The 17,554-nt window shown below is 63.0% G+C and carries 15 protein-coding genes and 2 pseudogenes; 6 read left to right on the forward strand and 11 right to left on the reverse strand.

Features of this window, described 5'->3' with window-relative positions:
* Positions 1 to 2: 2 nt before the first annotated feature.
* Genes EIP75_RS10785 through EIP75_RS10810 form a run of 6 tightly spaced genes read right to left on the reverse strand, consistent with a single transcriptional unit; the run spans position 3 to position 6,788 of the window.
* Positions 3 to 755: a glycosyltransferase family 2 protein gene (locus tag EIP75_RS10785; protein ID WP_125243275.1), complete on the reverse strand. Its 753-nt coding sequence runs from the start codon at positions 753 to 755 to the stop codon at positions 3 to 5.
* Between the two features lie 2 nt (positions 756 to 757).
* The gene (locus EIP75_RS10790) at positions 758 to 1,819 is read right to left on the reverse strand and encodes a WavE lipopolysaccharide synthesis family protein (protein WP_125243276.1); all 1,062 of its coding nucleotides are present in this window, start codon (positions 1,817 to 1,819) and stop codon (positions 758 to 760) included.
* A 6-nt stretch (positions 1,820 to 1,825) separates the two neighbouring features.
* On the reverse strand, positions 1,826 to 3,010 hold the full coding sequence (locus EIP75_RS10795; protein ID WP_125243277.1) for a glycosyltransferase: 1,185 nt from the start codon (positions 3,008 to 3,010) through the stop codon (positions 1,826 to 1,828).
* A 3-nt stretch (positions 3,011 to 3,013) separates the two neighbouring features.
* Positions 3,014 to 3,994, reverse strand: coding sequence for an ADP-glyceromanno-heptose 6-epimerase (gene rfaD / locus EIP75_RS10800; protein ID WP_125243278.1), 981 nt, complete (start codon positions 3,992 to 3,994; stop codon positions 3,014 to 3,016).
* Positions 3,995 to 4,039: 45 nt separating this feature from the next.
* On the reverse strand, positions 4,040 to 5,770 hold the full coding sequence (locus tag EIP75_RS10805) for an ABC transporter ATP-binding protein (RefSeq protein ID WP_125243279.1): 1,731 nt from the start codon (positions 5,768 to 5,770) through the stop codon (positions 4,040 to 4,042).
* Entirely contained in the window at positions 5,757 to 6,788 is a 1,032-nt protein-coding gene (locus EIP75_RS10810; RefSeq protein WP_125243280.1) for a glycosyltransferase family 9 protein, read from the reverse strand. The genes EIP75_RS10805 and EIP75_RS10810 overlap by 14 nt, the downstream gene beginning before the upstream one ends.
* 113 nt (positions 6,789 to 6,901) lie before the next feature.
* On the opposite strand from EIP75_RS10810, the gene EIP75_RS10815 reads away from it, so the two are divergent.
* From EIP75_RS10815 to gmhB, 4 genes and pseudogenes are all read left to right on the forward strand, one after another.
* Positions 6,902 to 7,471 (forward strand): D-sedoheptulose-7-phosphate isomerase, encoded by a 570-nt coding sequence (locus EIP75_RS10815; RefSeq protein WP_125243281.1) that lies wholly within the window; start codon positions 6,902 to 6,904, stop codon positions 7,469 to 7,471.
* An 11-nt stretch (positions 7,472 to 7,482) separates the two neighbouring features.
* A complete protein-coding gene (rfaE1, locus tag EIP75_RS10820; RefSeq protein WP_125243282.1) occupies positions 7,483 to 8,427 on the forward strand; it encodes a D-glycero-beta-D-manno-heptose-7-phosphate kinase in 945 nt (314 codons plus the stop codon).
* Positions 8,424 to 8,900 (forward strand): annotated as a pseudogene (gene rfaE2 / locus EIP75_RS10825) (D-glycero-beta-D-manno-heptose 1-phosphate adenylyltransferase); the annotation flags it as partial. The gene rfaE1 and the pseudogene rfaE2, both read left to right, overlap by 4 nt.
* 24 nt (positions 8,901 to 8,924) lie before the next feature.
* Positions 8,925 to 9,464, forward strand: a pseudogene (gmhB, locus tag EIP75_RS10830) (D-glycero-beta-D-manno-heptose 1,7-bisphosphate 7-phosphatase); the annotation flags it as partial.
* On the opposite strand, the gene EIP75_RS10835 reads toward gmhB, so the two are convergent.
* The 3 genes from EIP75_RS10835 to EIP75_RS10845 are packed head-to-tail and all read right to left on the reverse strand — an operon-like array spanning position 9,431 to position 12,689.
* A complete protein-coding gene (locus EIP75_RS10835; protein ID WP_125243283.1) occupies positions 9,431 to 10,543 on the reverse strand; it encodes a glycosyltransferase in 1,113 nt (370 codons plus the stop codon). The pseudogene gmhB and the gene EIP75_RS10835 sit on opposite strands and share 34 nt — an antisense overlap.
* Entirely contained in the window at positions 10,540 to 11,613 is a 1,074-nt protein-coding gene (locus tag EIP75_RS10840; protein ID WP_125243388.1) for a glycosyltransferase family 9 protein, read from the reverse strand. The genes EIP75_RS10835 and EIP75_RS10840 overlap by 4 nt, the downstream gene beginning before the upstream one ends.
* The gene (locus EIP75_RS10845) at positions 11,613 to 12,689 is read right to left on the reverse strand and encodes a glycosyltransferase (protein WP_158622817.1); all 1,077 of its coding nucleotides are present in this window, start codon (positions 12,687 to 12,689) and stop codon (positions 11,613 to 11,615) included. Before EIP75_RS10845 ends, EIP75_RS10840 begins: the two co-directional genes overlap by 1 nt.
* Positions 12,690 to 12,885: 196 nt before the next feature.
* Here EIP75_RS10845 and EIP75_RS10850 point away from each other — a divergent pair, with 196 nt between their 5' ends.
* A complete protein-coding gene (locus EIP75_RS10850) occupies positions 12,886 to 14,217 on the forward strand; it encodes a UDP-glucose dehydrogenase family protein (protein ID WP_125243285.1) in 1,332 nt (443 codons plus the stop codon).
* Between the two features lie 13 nt (positions 14,218 to 14,230).
* Entirely contained in the window at positions 14,231 to 15,247 is a 1,017-nt protein-coding gene (locus EIP75_RS10855; protein ID WP_125243286.1) for an NAD-dependent epimerase, read from the forward strand.
* Here the strand turns inward: EIP75_RS10855 and EIP75_RS10860 are convergent.
* Together EIP75_RS10860 and EIP75_RS10865 are read right to left on the reverse strand one after the other, a co-directional pair.
* Positions 15,237 to 16,760 carry a sensor histidine kinase gene (locus EIP75_RS10860; protein ID WP_125243287.1) on the reverse strand — a complete coding sequence of 508 codons (1,524 nt, stop codon included), beginning with the start codon at positions 16,758 to 16,760 and terminating at the stop codon, positions 15,237 to 15,239. The genes EIP75_RS10855 and EIP75_RS10860 overlap by 11 nt on opposite strands.
* Positions 16,757 to 17,461, reverse strand: a complete 705-nt coding sequence (locus tag EIP75_RS10865; protein ID WP_125243288.1) for a winged helix-turn-helix domain-containing protein — start codon at positions 17,459 to 17,461, stop codon at positions 16,757 to 16,759. The genes EIP75_RS10860 and EIP75_RS10865 overlap by 4 nt, the downstream gene beginning before the upstream one ends.
* Between the last annotated feature and the right edge of the window lie 93 nt (positions 17,462 to 17,554).

The following is a 17,554-nucleotide window of genomic DNA, read 5'->3' on the forward strand; positions in this document are numbered from 1 at the left end:
GTTCAGCCTCGCTTGAAGCGTTCCGACAAGGGCAGGCTCAGGAAGAGTTCCAGGTCAGACGGAATGCCCAGCCCGTACATGCCGTCGGCTTCTCTGCCTATGTTATGAATGCCGACCCGATGGCCTCGCCGGATCAGCGTGTTGTAAGCCGGAGCCACATAGAATTCGCCGTTGACGCGCTCATCGCGCTCAATCATGTCGAGTGCCGCCTGCACGAAATCCTGCCCATGCCGGAAATTGTAGATGCCTACGGTGGCCTCGTCAGAGATGACTTCCTTTTCGACCACCCGTGTGACATGTCGGTGAGCGTCCAGCGCCACGAACGACCACTTCGGGTCGTTGGCGGTCATGGTCATGATGAGTCCATCGAGTTCCTGCTCCGACATGACGTCGAGATAATCGTCGATCCTGCAGTCGATGTACTGGTCGCTGTTGGCGATCATCAGTGCCTGAGCATTGTCGATCAGATGCCGAGCTTTCAGAACCGTGCAGGCCGCACCTTCCGTGAGACCGTCGATTTCGATGATATCTCCGCCACCGGATATCCGAGGCAGGAAATCACGCAGGCCGTAGGCCTGGGCATGGGCGGCTTGAACGATGAAGACGAAGCGATGAGGGCCGGAAGGCCGCAAATTCTGCACCACGGCTTCAATCATCGGAGTGCCGTGAACCTTGATCAGTGGCTTGGGATCCTTGTAACCAGCCTTAGTGAAGCGGCTTCCGGCTCCCGCCATGGGGATGACAATGTTGAGCATGATCAGGCAACGGCCCTCATGAAGTAATAGAAAGTGGACAGGCCATCTGCCAGCATCTTATGGCAGTGCGTGAACCAGCCCTCCTCGGAGGTTGAGAAAATCAATGCCGCATGCTGCCGCATGGCGAAGCGGTGCTTCAGTAATCTTTCGTGAATTTTCTTTCGCCTTGCGAGGCGGGCCTCCAACTTCTCTCGCCAGGACAGTTCGGCCTGCGGATCACACCACTGCCGGTACTCGATGCGGTATAGAAGGTGTGAGTAGCAGTTGGCAGTGTCCTTGGCGATGGCGTAGGCCAGCGCGGCCTTCTTGGTGCGTATGCCGAAATCAGCCATGTCCAGGATCACGAAATTGTTGGCCATAAAGCGGCGGCTCTGTTCCGGGATGTCGCCATGGCAGTCGTGATAATGACGCATCGGGATGTCATGTCCGTGAAGCTTAAGGCTGTGCACGAAGAAGTGCTGCTCTGGAGCGAACTGTGGCAGGTAGAGGTCATGCTGGCGTTCGATCGGTATCTCGGCCAGGTGGTGCTCGGCCCAGTTCCAGTCCTTGCCTTCGATAAGCGGTACATCAAAATGCCTGATCAGGTCTTCGGTGAGCCCGAACAGGCTGATGTCGGAGGGATGGAAAGGAAAAGGGCGGGCAGCATCCGGAAAACGCGTGGAATAGTGCGGAATGACGAGCTTGCGGCGGTAGTGAACAAAGCGCTCGTCCCTTCGCTGGGTCGAATCGAACGCGGTGAGGAAGCCGCTTCCGCTCAGTTCAAAGTCTGTGCGGATCTTCAACGCATGCGGGCGCGTGGCGCGGCGCAGGCCGGCCAATGTGGAAACGAGTTGTCGATTGGTGTTATTGAGGACCTGGCCCTTTCGGTCGGCCGGCTGGGCACCCGGGTCGGCGCTGAAGATGCATTCATCAACAGGAAGGCCGGCTGGCACATTGCTGCCCTCCCAGGTGGACAGGATGAGTTCCGACTGGGGAAGCTGCTGACGGATACTCCGCACGCACGCGAGCACATCTGTCCCGAGCGCACCCTGTATGACAACACTGATTTGATCGCTGGTGATCATGGATTCTCACGCCTGCAAGGTCTGCTGCACTGCAGGGCGCAGGATGTTGGGCCATAGTAAGGACTGATGGCGAAGGACATCGGTTTGTATGGCGAAATCGGTGGGCCGTGCCAGCAACTCGGCCATCAGTGTGCGGAAGGCGGCCGGCTGGTCTTGCACGTGCACCTCTGGTGAGGACCGCCAGTCTTCGAAGCCTCTGAACGCATGGGAAGTGCCGAGCACCGGGCGTGCGCTGACAAGCGCCTCTGCCGTCTTAAGGTTTGTGCCACCGCCAGCCAGGATGGGGAGCAGCACCAGGCCAGCCTGGAGTAACGCTGCATCAAGCGTATCTGCATCAACCCTACCGTGGTGGACGAGGCGGCCCTCTGCCAGCCACCGTGCGTGGGCTGGGTGTGTCTTCAGGACGTCGGCGCACGAGCCGATGGTCTGGACGCTGCAACCTGCAGGCAAGTGGGTGAAGTCATCGCCCAACATGCGCAGGAAGCCATTCACGTTAGGACCGTAATCCGTTCCCACGAAGAGTGCGTAGCGACCTTTGATCGCGCCAAACGGAGAGGGCGTGGGCTGCTGCGGCAATGCACGGCAACCATTAGGCACGACCAACACCCGGTTGGCTGCGTTTTCCAACTGGTGCGCGTCGTGCTCGGAGACTGCCCAAACCAGGTCGGCACATGCAGCTGCGCGCATTTCGATCTCGAAGATCTCTTGCTGCAGGCTGCGCGCTGCGCGATTCCAATGGCCTTGCTCGGTCACGACTGACTTGAACAGCGCGGATTCAATGTTGTGAGCGCTGTATACCAGCCGAGCACTGGAAAGTGAGGGGTGGTGCCGCATGGCGTGCATCAGTGCGACGTTCCAGGGATGCTCCACATGCACGATTTGGTAGCTGCCCTCCAGGTGGGCTGCCAGTTGGTGCTGCAGCGCTCGGCTTCTGCTGGACGCCCAGTGCTGCCGGATCTGGCCCAGATGGCCCGGCTTGCCCACATGTTTGCGGCGGATGCGGTCGATCCACGGCAGCACGAGGTCCGCGGGGCGTCGTACGTCGCGCTGACGCGTGACCACGCAGGAACGCACTACCTCGCATCCCGCAGCAAGGTAGGCCTGGGCAATGGCCTCGATTCTGATTTGCCCGCCAGCACGGGGCTCTTGCGGGATGTCAAAAGGGCAGATTTGCAGGACGCGGACTGCCATGTGTCACCGAAATGGATCGCTCGTCTGCAGATGGTGTTGAACGTAATCCGCCACGCCTTCTTCCATGGAATGAAAAGCCTTGTTGAAGCCTGCGCAGCGCAGCTTGTCCATGCGCGCTTCGGTGAAGTATTGATAGTTGGGGCGGATGCTTTCCGGCATGTCGACGAACTCGACTTGGACAGGCTGGTTCAGGGCGCTGCCAATGGCGTGCATCAAGTCTGCAAAAGAGCGGGCCTGGCCGGTGCCCAGATTGAAAAGGCCGCTGACATGTTGATTTTCTTGCAGCCAAGTCATCACAGCGGTGCAGTCCTTGACATAGACAAAATCCCGCAATTGTCCCCCGTCGGGGCATCCCTGCTTGTAAGACTTGAAGAGCCGCACGGGCTCACCCCGGGCGATGACTCCCGTGTTCTTGGCCACAAGGCTGCGCATGTCAGCTTTGTGGTATTCGTTGGGGCCGTACACATTGAAGAACTTGAGGCCGGCCCATTGAGGCGGCGCCTTGCCTTCGGCAGCCCTTTCGATGGCCCACTTGTCGAACTGGTGCTTGGACCACCCGTACAGGTTCAGAGGTGCCAGACGGTCCAGTTCAGCAGTCTCCTGTCCATCGTCGAACCCTTGCTGACCATCACCGTAGGTGGCCGCCGATGACGCGTAGATGAAAGGCGTGCCGGTGTTGGCGCACCATTGCCACCAGGCCATCGATGCACGCAGGTTGACTTCGAGGATTTTATCACCGTCGGTGGATGTGGTCGACGAGTCGGCCCCCATATGGAAAACTGCGTCCGCCTGGGCCAGCGTGGGCAGCAATTCATGCAGTTTGCGGTAATCGATCAGGTCCAGAAAGCGCCTTTTGGCGATGTTCTTCCACTTGCCTTGGGTGCCCAGGTCGTCCACGAGAAGCAGGTCAGTCCGCCCTTGTTGGTTGAGGTCGGCGGCAAGATTGGAGCCGATGAAGCCGGTGGCGCCTGTGATGATGATCATGATGTTTTGTATCGCCGGGGGAGGGGCGGGCAATGCGGGGGACGCTTAGTCTGCTGCTTGGATGCGCACCATACCGGCGTACAGGCCATTCTGTGCGACCAGTTCCGCGTGGGTGCCGCGTTCAACGATGCGCCCTTCCGACATGACACAGATCAAATCCGCGTTCTTGATGGTGCTGAGGCGGTGGGCAATCAGGATCAGCGTCTTGGCGTGACGCAGATCTTCGATTGAGCGTTGCACGATGGACTCGGACTCGGAGTCAAGTGCTGATGTGGCTTCATCAAAAATCCAGATGGCTGCATTGCGGTAAAGCGCCCGGGCGATGGCCAGACGTTGGCGCTGTCCTCCGGACAGCTTGCTGCCATTGGTGCCGATGTTGGCATCCATGCCTTCAGGCAGGCTGCTGATGTGCGGCCAAAGATTGGCAGCCTTCAGGCATCTCTCGACCTTGTCACGGTTGACGCCTTCGGGGCTGGCGTACGCCACATTGCTGGCAATGCTCCCGTCGAACAGCACGATGTCCTGGGAGACCACAGCGAAGTGCCTGCGCAAGGCCGCCAGTTTCAGCGATTCGATTGGCGTGCCGTCTAGTCGGATCTCACCTTTGCTGGTATGTGCGAAGCGCAGAACGCTGTTGATCACCGTGCTCTTACCCGCGCCGGAAGATCCCACCAGCGCGACGGTCTTGCCGGCAGGGATGTGCAGGTCGAAGCCTTGAAGGGCAGGGTATGGGGCACCTTCGTATTCCACCCAGACTTTATCGAACACGATGTCGCCCTTGCTGTGCGGCATGTCCTGCGTGCCATCGTCTGGCTCCGGCGGGGTATTCATCAACTCAAAGGCGCCTCGAGCGGTGATGAGTGCGCCGCTGATGGGCTGGTAGATGTCCGTGAGATGACGCATCGGCGAGATGGTCATCAGCAAGGCGGTTACGAAGGAGACAAATTCTCCGACTGTAGAAGAGCCCTTGCTGGCCTGCCACAACGCTAAGGTGATGATGATGGACACGCCGATGGCTGCGACGACCTGGCTGATCGGTGTGACCAGCGATGTGGTGGCCACCTGTTTCATCATCATGCGACGGTGGACGTAGGCTTCGTCGTCGAATCGTTGCAATTCGAAGTCGGCGGCATCGAAGGTGCGGACCACGCGCCAAGCCCGGGCATTGTCGTCCACCGTGCCGACGAGTCGCTGCTGCGACTCATACTGGGCGGCCCCGACCTTGTTGACGCGCCTCTGCACCAGCTTGATTGTCAGCCCCAGCAGCGGCAGAGTCATGAAGGTGATCAGTGTGAGTTGCCAGTTCAAGTAAACGAGGTAGCAGACCAGGAAGAACAGTGTCGTGGCGTCCTTGATGACGGAGATGAGCGAGCTGCCCAGGATCTGGGATGCCATCTGGGGGTCATTGATGACCTTCGTGACCGCGATGCCAGGACTGATGTTCGTGAAGAGCTTGGCATCGGCTTTCACCACCGCTCGCATCAGATGACGACGAAGATCAAGGACGACCGAGGTGATGGCCGAGGTCATCACGTATGTGCCCGAGAAGTTGAAAGTTCCTCGGATGGCGAACAGGCCGATAATGATGATGGGCACGATCCACAAAGGGTATCTCATGCCCTCCTGGAAGCCCGAGTCGATCAGCTTTTTGAACAGTGCCGGGATGGCAGGCTCCACGGCTGCGCCCAGGATGAAGAACAGGAGAGACGCACCAAACATGCGCCAGTGGGGGCGCGCATAGTCGAGCAGGCGTTTGGCGGTATCAGAGAGCTGCATGGGCCGGGGAGCGGTGTTGAATCAGGAGGCCGTGGACTCGGTCGACGTCGATGTCTGACAACTGTCTGGCACGGATGTTATGCATGTTCTCCGGGTCTTGGTTCAGCCATGGGCGCGACCCGATGATGACGTAGCTGGGTCGTCCTACAGCGGCTGCAACGTTGACCATGCCGGTGTCATTGCCGACGCAGGCGTCTGCCACCCGAAGCGCTGCTGCGCTGCCCAGGACAGGCGCATCTGTGACCGAGGCCAGGCCGTGGCGGCAGTTGTCGGGGACGGCTTGTTCTATCTCGCGGGCAAGTTCGACCTCTGCAGGCCCACCGATCAGCAGCACGCCGCACCCCTCGTGGATCAGCCTGGCAGCCAAGGCGGCGAACTTGTCCACGCCCCATTGCTTGTGAGGCTCGCTAGTGCCGATGGCAAAGCTGTACAAGGGACGGGGCAATGCGGCGAGTCGCTTCTCCATGAGCACGATCTGCTCTGCTGGTGGCGTCAGCTGTGGTACCACAGGCGCCGTACAGAAGCCGTGGGCCACCATGAAGGCGCTGGCTTCGGGATAGACGGCCAGCGCGTCACCGCGATAGGCCTTGATGTAGGGGCCCTTGTTCAGGAAGATGCGCTGCAGCCATCGGTAGCCGAACCCCATGCGCACTGGAATGCCGCTTAGCCAGGCGACCAGTCCTCGGCTCGGCCTGCCTGAGAACAGGATGATGCGATCGAAGTGGCCTTGCCTGAGTTGCTGCGCCATCCGCCACATCCCCTTCAGGCCGGCATGGGCACCACGGCGCTTTTCTCCCCGTCGAGGGCGGTGATCGTGCTCGATCACGGCTTCAATCCATGCTTCGTGGCCGATGAAGGCCCTCGTCAGCGTGGAGGGCTGTGCGACCACGGTCACCTTGCCACCCTGGCTGGTTTCCGCCACCCGCTTGAAGTACTGGACGTGCCAGATCAGGTCGCCAATACCGGCGTACTGCAGCATGACCACGGTGCGGGGCCGGTTGTCGTTGGGAGCGGACATGAAGGGGCTGGCGTCAGAGGGAAAGCAAACCGCTATTTTGCCTCTATCTGCCTGGACGTACAGTGGTGAGCGTTTGGCGCGACAATACGCGAATCGCGACCTCTACTTGTGTCATGAGTGAACTTTTCTTGAAAAATGTGGCTGACCAAGTGGTCGTGCTGCAGTCGTTGCCCGTGTTGGCAGGCGTGGTCGATGACGCCGCGCAACGTCTGGCAACCGCCCTGGCGTCGGGCGGCAAGGCCATGTTCTGCGGAAATGGCGGATCTGCCGCCGACAGCCAGCATCTGGCCGCAGAGCTGACCGGCCGGTTCATCAAGGACAGACCGCCTCTGGCTGCGCTGGCCTTGTCGACAGATACCTCGGCACTGACCTGCATCGGAAACGATTACAGCTTTGACGAGGTGTTCGCGAGGCAGGTCCGTGGCCTGGGACGAGCAGGCGACGTATTGGTCGGCATTTCGACTTCTGGCAACTCACGCAATGTGATCCGTGCCATTGAGGAAGCCAAGGGCTTGGGCGTGACCGTGATCGGCCTGCTGGGGCGCGATGGCGGCGCGATCCGTGCCATGTGCGATGTGGCCATCGTCGTCCCCAGTGAGGTCACTGCGCGCATACAGGAGTCCCACATCTTGATCGGGCACACCTTGTGCGGGCTGATCGAAGAGCGGCTTGGACTGTGCTGAGAGCCGAAGCCATGAGTCAAGCTGTTGTGCCTTCGCGGGATGATCTGGCCAGACGCCGTGTGTTGGTCGTGGGCGATGTCATGCTGGACCGTTACTGGTTTGGAGCGGTGGAGCGGATCTCACCCGAAGCGCCCGTGCCGGTGGTACGTGTGAACTCCGAACAGGAGCGGGTTGGTGGCGCCGCGAATGTGGCCTTGAATATCAAGACCGTGGGAGGGCAGGTGACTCTGCTGAGCATGGTCGGTGCCGATGAGCCGGCACGTCGCCTCCAGAGCTTACTGGCCCAGCACGGGGTAAAGGCGGTCCTGGGTCAGGATCCATCATTGCAGACGATCGTCAAACTGCGGGTGATTGGCCGAAATCAGCAACTGCTTCGGGTGGATTTTGAACGGGAGCCCATGCATGAGGTGCTGGCTCAGATGCTGGATGACTTCGCCCGTGAGATGCCTGCTCACGATGCCATCGTTTTCTCGGATTATGGCAAGGGCGGGCTGGCGCACATTCCCAGGATGATCAGGATGGCGCGCGCCGCTGGGAAGCCGGTGCTCGTTGATCCCAAGGGCAGTGATTACGCCCGGTATACGGGTGCTTCGATGATCACGCCCAACCGTGCAGAGCTCATGCAGGTGGTTGGAGCCTGGCATACCGAGGAGGAACTGCAGGCCAAGGTAGAGCAGTTGCGCCAGAAGCTCGAACTGGATGCACTGCTGCTCACGCGCTCCGAAGAAGGTATGTCCTTGTTTGAGGACGGCAAGCGGTCGAACGTGGAGGCGCAGGCCCGCGAGGTTGCCGACGTTACCGGTGCGGGCGATACCGTCATAGCAACCATGTCCCTGATGCTGGCCTGTGGTTTGGCGCCTGCTGATGCAATGGTCCACGCCAATCGTGCTGGCGGTCTGGTCGTCGAAAAATTCGGTACGGCCACCGTGAGCTACGAGGAGTTGTTTACGCCATGAGCTCTCCTGAATTGGCGGACAAGATCTGTTCGCGCTCCGAGCTCGCCGGGCGCATCGCGGCTTTGCCCAAGCCCCTGGTGTTCACCAATGGGGTGTTTGATGTCCTGCACCGTGGGCACGTGCAGTATCTCCATGCTGCGCGTCAATTGGGTGGCTCACTTGTGCTGGGCCTCAACTCGGACGTGTCCGCACGCCTGCTTGGAAAAGGGCCAGACCGTCCCCTGAACCGTGCCGATGACCGTGCCATGGTGCTGGCAGCGCTGGCGTCGGTCTCGCTCGTGACCTTTTTTGATGAGCGCACTCCCGTCTCGCTCATCCGGGTCGTCCGCCCGGACGTGTACGTGAAAGGCGGCGACTACGACATGGAAAGGCTGGAAGAGACCAAGGTGGTGCGCGAATGGGGCGGTCAAGCGTTGGCCATTCCTTTTGTGGACGGTTATTCGACCACCTCCCTGGTGCAGCGCATCCGGGCTGGGCGAGTGCTCCGCAAGGCCGCCTTCCTTGATCGCGATGGTGTGATCAACCTGGACCGGGCCTATGTTCACCGCTGGGAAGACTTCGAGTTCGTGCCTGGCGCAGTCGATGCCATGAGGCGGTTGGCCGAGGCGGGCTACGCGCTGGTGGTGGTGACCAATCAGTCGGGTATCGCCCGAGGCATGTACACCGAGACCCAGTACCAAACCTTGACCCAGCATCTGCGTGAACACCTGGTTGCACAAGGCGTGCCTTTGGCGGGGGTGTACCACTGTCCGCACCATCCGTCGGGCAAGGTGTTCGAGTTCGCGCGAGACTGCGACTGCCGCAAGCCGGCCCCGGGGTTGATCCTTAGAGCGGCTAAGGAGCTTGGGCTGTCGCTGCCCGATTCTCTGCTGGTGGGCGACAAGCCCTCGGACATTCACGCTGCCCGGGCCGCAGGGGTGGGCAAGGCCTACATTGTCGACTCCGACAACGCCGAGTCGGGGCAGGATGCCACGGTGGCGGCAGACGGGCATTACCGCGATCTTCAACGTTGCGTGAGCGCAGTGCTCGATGCTTGAAGGCGTCGCCGGTAGATGGAAAGGTTGCCGTTGACCATCGCGTCGATCGAGAAGTGCTGTTCTACCCAGGCCCGCCCGGCGCCACCGTAGCGCGCGCGCAACTCTGCATCGCCCAGCAGGTGCTGGAGGTGTTTGTCAAGCGCCGCCACATCTCCGGGTGTGATCAGTTCACCATTCAGTCCGGGCTGGACGATCTCCGGGATGCCTCCGGCACGCCCTGCAACCAGCGGCACGCCGCACGCCGCTGCCTGCAGCAGTGAGACTCCAAGCCCTTCCATGAAAGCCGGGTGAGCGACGATGTCCAGGCAAGGCAGCACCTTGTCGAGGTCGCTGCGGAAGCCTGGGCACTGGACTCTGCCACGCAATGTCTCCGAGGCGTTGATGCGTTGGACTACGCCATCGCGCAGGGGGCCTTGGCCTAAAAGCAGCACATGGGCCTGGGGATACGCAGCCAGTACATGCGGAAGCGCCGCCAGCAGGGTGTCATGCCCTTTGCGCTGAATAAACTGGGCCACCATGCCGATGGTCAAAGCGTTATCAGGCAGGCTGAAGGTCTGCTGGAACCAGGCCAGATCGTGGCGACCTGGCTTGTATTGTTGGGTGTCCACCGCGCTGGGCACGCAGTGGACCTTCGCTGGCGGAACCCCTTCAGACAGCAGCACCTGCTGAATGCCCTGGGAGATGCAGATCACCTCATCGTGCAGGCGGTACTTGAGCTTGGCAAGCCACGGTGGTTCGGGGTTGTCGACGCGGCGACTGAGGACAACGGGGGTTTTCTCGAGCCGCCCAGCTACAGCGCCCCAGATGTCGCTTCCCCGCCGGCTATGCAGGTGGACCAGGTCAGGTTGCTCTTCCCGAATCAGCGCGCGAAGCCTTCCCACCAATCCGATGTCCGCATCGCCCTTCATGGGCATGGTGACGACGCCGGCATGAGCTGCAGCCTCCTGGGCGATGGCACTGCCCTCTGGACAGGCCAGGATGCATTCCACGCCAGCTGTCTTGAGTCCTCGGAGCAGGAACACCACCTGCAGTGCGCCTCCATAGAGATGCATGCCGGCTTCAACGTGTAGGACCTTCATGGACCTTCCTTGGTGTTGCGTATGAGGTCCAGGGCCGTGTTGAGTACGCGTTCGACCGTGAACTGGCGCATGCAATCGAAGCGGCCGTTGCAGGTTGGATTGCGTCGGCATGGTGAACAGGACAGTCCGTCATACATCACACGCGTGCTGGGCTGGCCGGACGAGAGGTAAGGGCGCGTAGAGCCGAACAGCGCGACTGTGGGAATGCCCAGGGCTGAGCCCATGTGGGTGAGGCCAGTGTCGACCCCTATCAGCAGTTGGCCTTCTGCGATAGCTGCGGTGCTCTCGTCAAGTTTCAGTGCGCCGGCCATATTGAGCGTTTGCGGGTGGGCCTGCGCGATGCGTTCGGCGGCGGCCTTGTCTGCCGGGCCTCCAAGAATGACGGGTTGCCATCCATGTTCGTACAGGGCTCGGGACAGGTCGACCCAGCGGTCTTCGAACCAGTGCTTTTGCGGGCGTGTGGTGAAGGGGCATAGCATCACCATTGGGCGCGTAGCGCTGTCGCGGGAACGAGCTTCGGCCAGCGCCTGCCGCATCCTGGACCTGGGCTTCTCACCGATGGCCAGGTCGGGTTTGAAGTCTTCATCGCGTGCGCCCAGGTAACTTGCCAGGAAGCGATATTCCGAACCCATGCGCGTGTCCTGGCCTGCGGGGGGCTTGATGCGCTCGTGTACCAGCAGGTGGCCGCCTTCGCGTCCGATGATGCTGATGCGGCGTGGCGCCCCGCTCCACCATGCACAAAGGCTGCTCTTGAGCAGCCCCTGCGTGTCCAGGGCCAGATCAAAACGGTGTTCGCGCAGTTGGCGCCGAAAGGCCTTCACCTCCTGCCACAGTGTGCGGAGCTGTCGGGCTTTCCACAGCGACTTCCAGCGTTCCTTGGGAAGCAGGATGATGCCCTTGAGATCCGGGTTGTGCGTCAGCAGGGGAACGCCGGGGCCTTCGTTGAGCCAAAAGAGGGCTGCGTGGGGGTAGCGGGCCCGCAGCGCGGGGATCAGGCCCGAAGCCATCACCACGTCTCCGAGGGCTGATAGCCGGATGATCAGGATGCGTTGTGGATCGCGGGATGTCATCACGGGATTTGCCTGGTGCCTGGTATGGTCCGGGCCCGTTCATAGGTTTGCAGGGTGCCGGCCAGCATTGCCTCAACCGTGAATTGTCGAAGGTAGTGTTGGCGGCCTTGGCGGCCCAAAGTCTGTCGATTGGATGGCTGGTCGATGAGCTGCGCCAGGGACTGCGTCAGGATGTCAGGCCGATCCGGTGGGACCAGCAGGCCGGTGTGCTGGTCGACGACGACTTCCGGAACACCGCCGACAGCCGTGGCCACTATCGGGAGACCTGCGGCTGATGCTTCGACCAGCGACAGTCCCAGGGCCTCACGGCGAGAGCCCGAGACATAGAGATCGAAAGCGCACAGCAGGCGTGGCACGTCTTGCCGGTAGCCGAGGAAATGCACTCGGTGCGCCAAGCCTTCAGTCTGCGCCAGCGCCTTGACCTCCTGGCCGAAGCTGGTCTGCGGGTCACCGATGAAGTAGAGGTGCACATGCTCCGGCAGTCCGCCCAGCGCGCGCAGCACAAGATCTTGCCCCTTGTCGCGCACGAAGCGTCCCACCAGCACCAGGGCAAGATGACTAGGTGGGATGAGCAGTTCGGCGCGCCGTGCTTGTCGCTCGGCTGGCGGTACGTCCGGCATGCCGTTGTGGACGACGTCGATCAGCGCATCCGCATGGCCTCTTGCCAGCATATGGTTTTTCACGGCCTGGGAAACCGCGATGATGCGCCGGCATCGCCCCATGTGCTTGTAGGCCGTGGTGGCGTGGGCGGTACACACAGGGGCAGCGCTTGCCCATGCCTGGGCGGCCCAACCCGCGTAGTATGCGCCGCGAATCAGGTGTCCATGAACGATGTCCGGCCGCTCTGCACGGACCCAGCGCCTCAGTCGCCAGTGCGATACCAAGTCATAGAGGCCCCTCATGCGCAATGGAAGCACCGTCAGGCCGACTTGTGATGCATTTCTCTCCAACCAGGAACCCTCAGGACATGCCAGGGATACCTCATGGCCGGACTGATGTAGGGCGCGGCTTAGCACCAGGGCATGGTTTTCTGCGCCACCGTAGCCCTGACTGTGCAATATCTGCACTATGCGCACAGTGGCGCTCCTGGTGTCGTGCAATCCGACTCGGTGAGCAGACCGCTGTGCAGGGGCATGGAAGCCATGGGCGCGCGTGTTCTGAAGGGGCAGGTGGCAGAGGGCATATTAGAAGCTCGGGCGGGTGCTATTGTCCATGCATTGCACTCAAGCAGGCGCACAATCACGCTCTGCTGCTATTAAACGATCCTCTCGTATGAAAGTCTCCGTCATCGGCACCGGCTACGTCGGCCTGGTCACTGGCGCCTGTCTCGCCGAAATGGGCAACGATGTCCTGTGCCTGGATGTCGACCCGAACAAGATCCGCATCCTGGAAGAAGGCGGTATCCCCATCCACGAGCCTGGCCTGGACGCCGTGGTGGCGCGCAACGTCAAGGCCGGCCGCCTGGCCTTCACCACCGACATCGCCCGCTCGGTGGCGCACGGCACCTTACAGTTCATCGCCGTGGGCACGCCCCCTGATGAAGACGGCTCGGCCGATCTGCAGTACGTGCTGGCCGCGGCCCGCAACATCGGCCGCCTGATGTCCGACTACAAGGTGGTGGTCGACAAGAGCACGGTGCCCGTGGGCACGGCCGACAAGGTGCGTGCGGCCATCGCCGATGAACTGGCCCAGCGCGGCAGCGATGCGCGCTTCGCGGTGGTGTCCAACCCCGAGTTCCTGAAAGAGGGCGCGGCGGTTGACGACTTCATGCGGCCGGATCGCATCATCGTGGGTGCTGAGGACGAGCAGGCCATCCTGCTGATGCGTGCGCTGTACGCGCCCTTCAACCGCAACCACGACAAGGTGCACGTGATGGACGTGCGCAGCGCCGAGCTGACCAAGTACGCGGCCAATGCCATGCTGGCCACGCGCATCAGCTTCATGAACGAGCTGGCGCTGCTGGCCGAGAAGATGGGCGCCGACATCGAGCAGGTGCGCCAGGGCATCGGCTCGGATCCGCGCATCGGCTACCACTTCCTGTACGCCGGTTGCGGCTACGGCGGCAGCTGCTTCCCGAAGGATGTGAAGGCCCTGATCCAGACGGCCGCGCAGAACGGCCAGCAGCTCAAGGTGCTGCAGGCGGTCGAAGACGCGAACGATGCGCAGAAGCTGGTGCTGGTCGACAAGATCGTGCGCCGCTTCGGTGAAGACCTGTCGGGCAAGCGCTTCGCGGTGTGGGGCCTGGCGTTCAAGCCCAACACCGACGACATGCGTGAGGCCACCAGCCGTGTGGTGCTGGCCGAGCTGTTCAAGCGAGGTGCCAGTGTGACGGCCTACGACCCGGTGGCGATGGATGAAGCGCGCCGCATCTTCGGTGACGAGCCCCGCCTGACCTACGCCGACAGCCCCTCGGGCGCGCTGGACGGTGCCGATGCGCTGGTGATCGTGACCGAGTGGAAGGAGTTCCGCAGCCCCGATTTCGAGCGCATCAAGGCTTCGCTCAAGACGCCGGTGGTGTTCGACGGGCGCAACCTGTATGAGCCATCACTGGTGCAATCGTTCGGACTGGATTACCAGGCCATCGGACGGGGCGCGGCGGCTTGACCGTGGTGGTGGCATGAAAGTCCTGCTGACAGGCGCGGCCGGCTTCATCGGCATGCACACCGCGCTGGCGCTGCTGGCGCGTGGCGATGAGGTGGTCGGCATCGACAACCTCAACGATTACTACGATCCGCAGCTCAAGCGCGATCGCCTGGCCCACATTGAGCAGCAGCGGCCGGGCGCACCGTTCCGGTTCGAGCCGCTGGATGTGGCCGACCAGGCGGGTATGGCGGCGTTGTTCGAGCGCGAGCGTTTCGACCGCGTGGTGCACCTGGCCGCGCAGGCGGGTGTGCGCTATTCGCTGCAAAACCCGCAGGCCTATGCGCAGTCCAACCTGGTGGGCTTCCTGAACGTGCTGGAGGGCTGCCGCCACCATGGTGTGGCGCACCTGGTGTATGCCAGCAGTTCCAGCGTGTACGGTGGCAATCAGAAGATGCCCTTTGCCGAGGGCGACCGGGTGGACCACCCCGTGAGCCTGTACGCGGCCACCAAGAAGGCCAACGAGCTGATGGCGCACACCTACAGCCACCTGTACGGCCTGCCGACCACGGGGCTGCGCTTCTTCACGGTGTACGGGCCCTGGGGCCGGCCGGACATGGCGCCCATGCTGTTCGCGCGGGCCATCCTGGCCGGCGAGCCGATCAAGGTGTTCAACCATGGCCAGATGCGGCGTGATTTCACCTACATCGACGACATCGTCGCGGGCGTGGTGGCCACGCTGGACCGCGTGCCTGGCCCTGACGGCAGTTTCGACCGGCAGGATCCGACGCCGGCCTCGTCATGGGCCCCATACCGCGTCTTCAACATCGGCCACAGCGAGCCGGTGGCCTTGATGGATTTCATCGGGGCGCTGGAAAGCGCCTTGGGCCGTGAGGCGGTGAAGGATCTGCAGCCCATGCAGCCGGGCGACGTGGTCGCCACCTATGCGGACACGGCGCGGCTGGAAGACTGGACCGGGGTGCAGCCAGCCGTGTCCATCGACGATGGCGTGGCGCGCTTCGTGGCCTGGTACCGGGCCTACTTCAAGGCCTGATGTTCCGGCCTGCCAGCGGCAGGCGGATCACAAAGCGGCTGCCGCCGCCCTCGCGCGCTTCGCAGCGCACCTCGCCGCCATGTCGCTGGGCGATCTGGGCCACCAGGCTCAGGCCCAGGCCCACGCCACCGGCATGCTCGGCATGGCCGGGCATGCGGTAGAAAGGCTCGAAGATGCGTTCGCACTGCTCTGCGGGCACGCCAGGGCCGCGGTCTTCGACCAGGATGTCCAGGTGCTGGTTCTGCGCCATGCGCAGCCTGACCTCCACTGCAGCGGGTGTGTTGCCCGTGTGGCCGTAGCGCCGCGCGTTTTCCAGCAGGTTGCGCACGGCGCGGCGCAGCAGGCGCTCGTCGGCGCGCAATGGCGTGCTGGCGAGGCCTGGGGGCAGATGCTCTGTGTCGACTTCGGCGCCCACGCGGCCAGCCTCCTCGATCAGCAAGCCCAGCACGTCCACGGGCTGCAGGTCCAGCGTGGGACGGGCATCCAGGCGGCTGGCCAGCAGCACTTCTTCGACCAGGTCATTGAGTTCATGGATGTCCTGGTTGATCTCTGCCTTCAGGCGGGTGGCATGCTCGGGCGGGACGTCGCCCAGCATCGAGATGGCCATTTTCATGCGCGCCAGCGGTGAGCGCAGCTCGTGGCTGGCGTTGGCCAGCAGGCTGCGGTGGGCCGTGACCAGCTCTTCGATGCGCTGCGCGGCCTGGTTGAAGCTGCGGGCCACATCGGCCACCTCGTCCTTGCCTTCCACCTCGACGCGGTGCTGCAGCTGCCCCTCGCCGAAGCGCTCCACGCCGTGGCGCAACTGCTTGAGGCGGCGGGTGAGCCGGTTGGCCACGGGCCAGGCGCCCACGGCCACTGCGATGAACACCATCACCAGCACGATCGCCAGTTCAGGCACGCCGCCAGCCCAGCCGGCGGGGAGGATGACACCCAGCGGAGACAGCCAGGGCTCGTTGGGCGCGAAGGGCGGCGGGCCGTTCGGCGGGCCGCTGTTTGGGCGCGGAAAGGGGCCATTGGGATTGCCGGGCCCCCCACCTGGGCCCTCGCGGCCGTTGAAGCCAGCACCGGGGCCTGGCCCATTCATGCGCATGCGGCCGCCCATGAAGGGCCCCGGCCGCAGGATCCACAGTACGCGCCCATCGGTCAGCTTGGTGCTCTGCAGGTGGGTCGCAAGTTCTGGGCGGCGCTCCAGCCGTTCCTCCAGCAGGGCGGAGGTGGCGATGCGCTGGCCCTGGGCGTTGTCCAGCGCCAGGGGGATGCGCAGGCGTTTCGCCCAGTCGAGCAGCGCCTCGCGCTGCTGGGCCTCCGGGGTGTCGATGCCGGGCAGGCTCTTTTCGATCAGCTCGCCCCAGGCGGCGTCCCGGTCGACCTCGTTGTTCTGCTGGGACTGCTGGCTCTGGAAGCGCTCGAGTTCGCGCTCGAGGTTGCGTTTGGCCAGCCACCCCGTGAGCAGCGCAAACAGCAGCAGGACCGTGACGACTGCCAGGTAGATCCGCAGCGCCAGGGTTCTCATTCAGCGTCTTGCTTCTTCGCGAACACGTAGCCCACACCGCGCACGGTGAGGATGCGCTGGGGGTTCTTCGGGTCTTGCTCGATGGCCGCGCGGATGCGCGAGATGTGCACGTCGATGGAGCGGTCGAAGGCGTCCAGCGGGTGCCCCTTGAGCGAATCCATGATCTGGTCGCGGCTGAGCACGCGGCCCGGGTGGCGGGCCAGCACAGTGAGCAGGTCGAACTGATAGGAGGTGAGATCGCAGGGCTGGTTGTCCAGGCGCACCTGGCGCAGACCGTTGTCGATCTCCAGCCGGCCGAAGCGCCAGACATCGTCGTCGGCCTGGGCGGTGGCGGTGCGGCGCAGCAGGGCGCGCACGCGGGCCAGCAGCTCGCGTGGCTCGAAGGGCTTGGGCAGGTAGTCGTCGGCGCCAATCTCCAGGCCGACGATGCGGTCGGTGGGCTCGCCGCGGGCGCTGAGCATCAGCAGGGGCATGGCGCGCGTGCGCGGCGATGAGCGCAGCTCACGGCACAGGTCCAGGCCGTCGCCGTCGGGCAGCATGAGGTCGAGCACCAGCGCGTCACAGGCCTGGCGGGCGAGCAGTTCGCGGCCGGCACCCAGGCTGGGGGCGGTCGACACGTGGTAGCCGTGGCTGCGCAGGTAGTCGCCGACCATGGCACTGAGCCGCAGGTCGTCGTCGATCATCAGGATGTGTTCGCTCATGTCCATCATTGTGGCGTTCTCCGGCGGCCGTGCTCAAGTAGGGTCTGTTCGGCGAAAGCCCCCGGCTGCCGGGGCCGGCAGCCGGGAGGCTCG

The sequence above is a fragment of the Aquabacterium soli genome, assembly GCF_003933735.1.
Taxonomy (GTDB): domain Bacteria; phylum Pseudomonadota; class Gammaproteobacteria; order Burkholderiales; family Burkholderiaceae_C; genus Aquabacterium; species Aquabacterium soli.

Bases quoted from the DNA above. Each gene is read 5' to 3' on its own strand.
- EIP75_RS10785 (WP_125243275.1), bottom strand. From the start codon at position 755: ATGCTCAACATTGTCATCCCCATGGCGGGAGCCGGAAGCCGCTTCACT.
- EIP75_RS10790 (WP_125243276.1), bottom strand. From the start codon at position 1,819: ATGATCACCAGCGATCAAATCAGTGTTGTCATACAGGGTGCGCTCGGG.
- EIP75_RS10840 (WP_125243388.1), bottom strand. From the start codon at position 11,613: ATGACATCCCGCGATCCACAACGCATCCTGATCATCCGGCTATCAGCC.
- EIP75_RS10835 (WP_125243283.1), bottom strand. From the start codon at position 10,543: ATGAAGGTCCTACACGTTGAAGCCGGCATGCATCTCTATGGAGGCGCA.
- EIP75_RS10795 (WP_125243277.1), bottom strand. From the start codon at position 3,010: ATGGCAGTCCGCGTCCTGCAAATCTGCCCTTTTGACATCCCGCAAGAG.
- EIP75_RS10850 (WP_125243285.1), top strand. From the start codon at position 12,886: ATGAAAGTCTCCGTCATCGGCACCGGCTACGTCGGCCTGGTCACTGGC.
- EIP75_RS10810 (WP_125243280.1), bottom strand. From the start codon at position 6,788: ATGTCCGCTCCCAACGACAACCGGCCCCGCACCGTGGTCATGCTGCAG.
- EIP75_RS10805 (WP_125243279.1), bottom strand. From the start codon at position 5,770: ATGCAGCTCTCTGATACCGCCAAACGCCTGCTCGACTATGCGCGCCCC.
- EIP75_RS10815 (WP_125243281.1), top strand. From the start codon at position 6,902: ATGAGTGAACTTTTCTTGAAAAATGTGGCTGACCAAGTGGTCGTGCTG.
- EIP75_RS10865 (WP_125243288.1), bottom strand. From the start codon at position 17,461: ATGAGCGAACACATCCTGATGATCGACGACGACCTGCGGCTCAGTGCC.
- rfaE1 (WP_125243282.1), top strand. From the start codon at position 7,483: ATGAGTCAAGCTGTTGTGCCTTCGCGGGATGATCTGGCCAGACGCCGT.
- EIP75_RS10855 (WP_125243286.1), top strand. From the start codon at position 14,231: ATGAAAGTCCTGCTGACAGGCGCGGCCGGCTTCATCGGCATGCACACC.
- rfaD (WP_125243278.1), bottom strand. From the start codon at position 3,994: ATGATCATCATCACAGGCGCCACCGGCTTCATCGGCTCCAATCTTGCC.
- EIP75_RS10860 (WP_125243287.1), bottom strand. From the start codon at position 16,760: ATGAGAACCCTGGCGCTGCGGATCTACCTGGCAGTCGTCACGGTCCTG.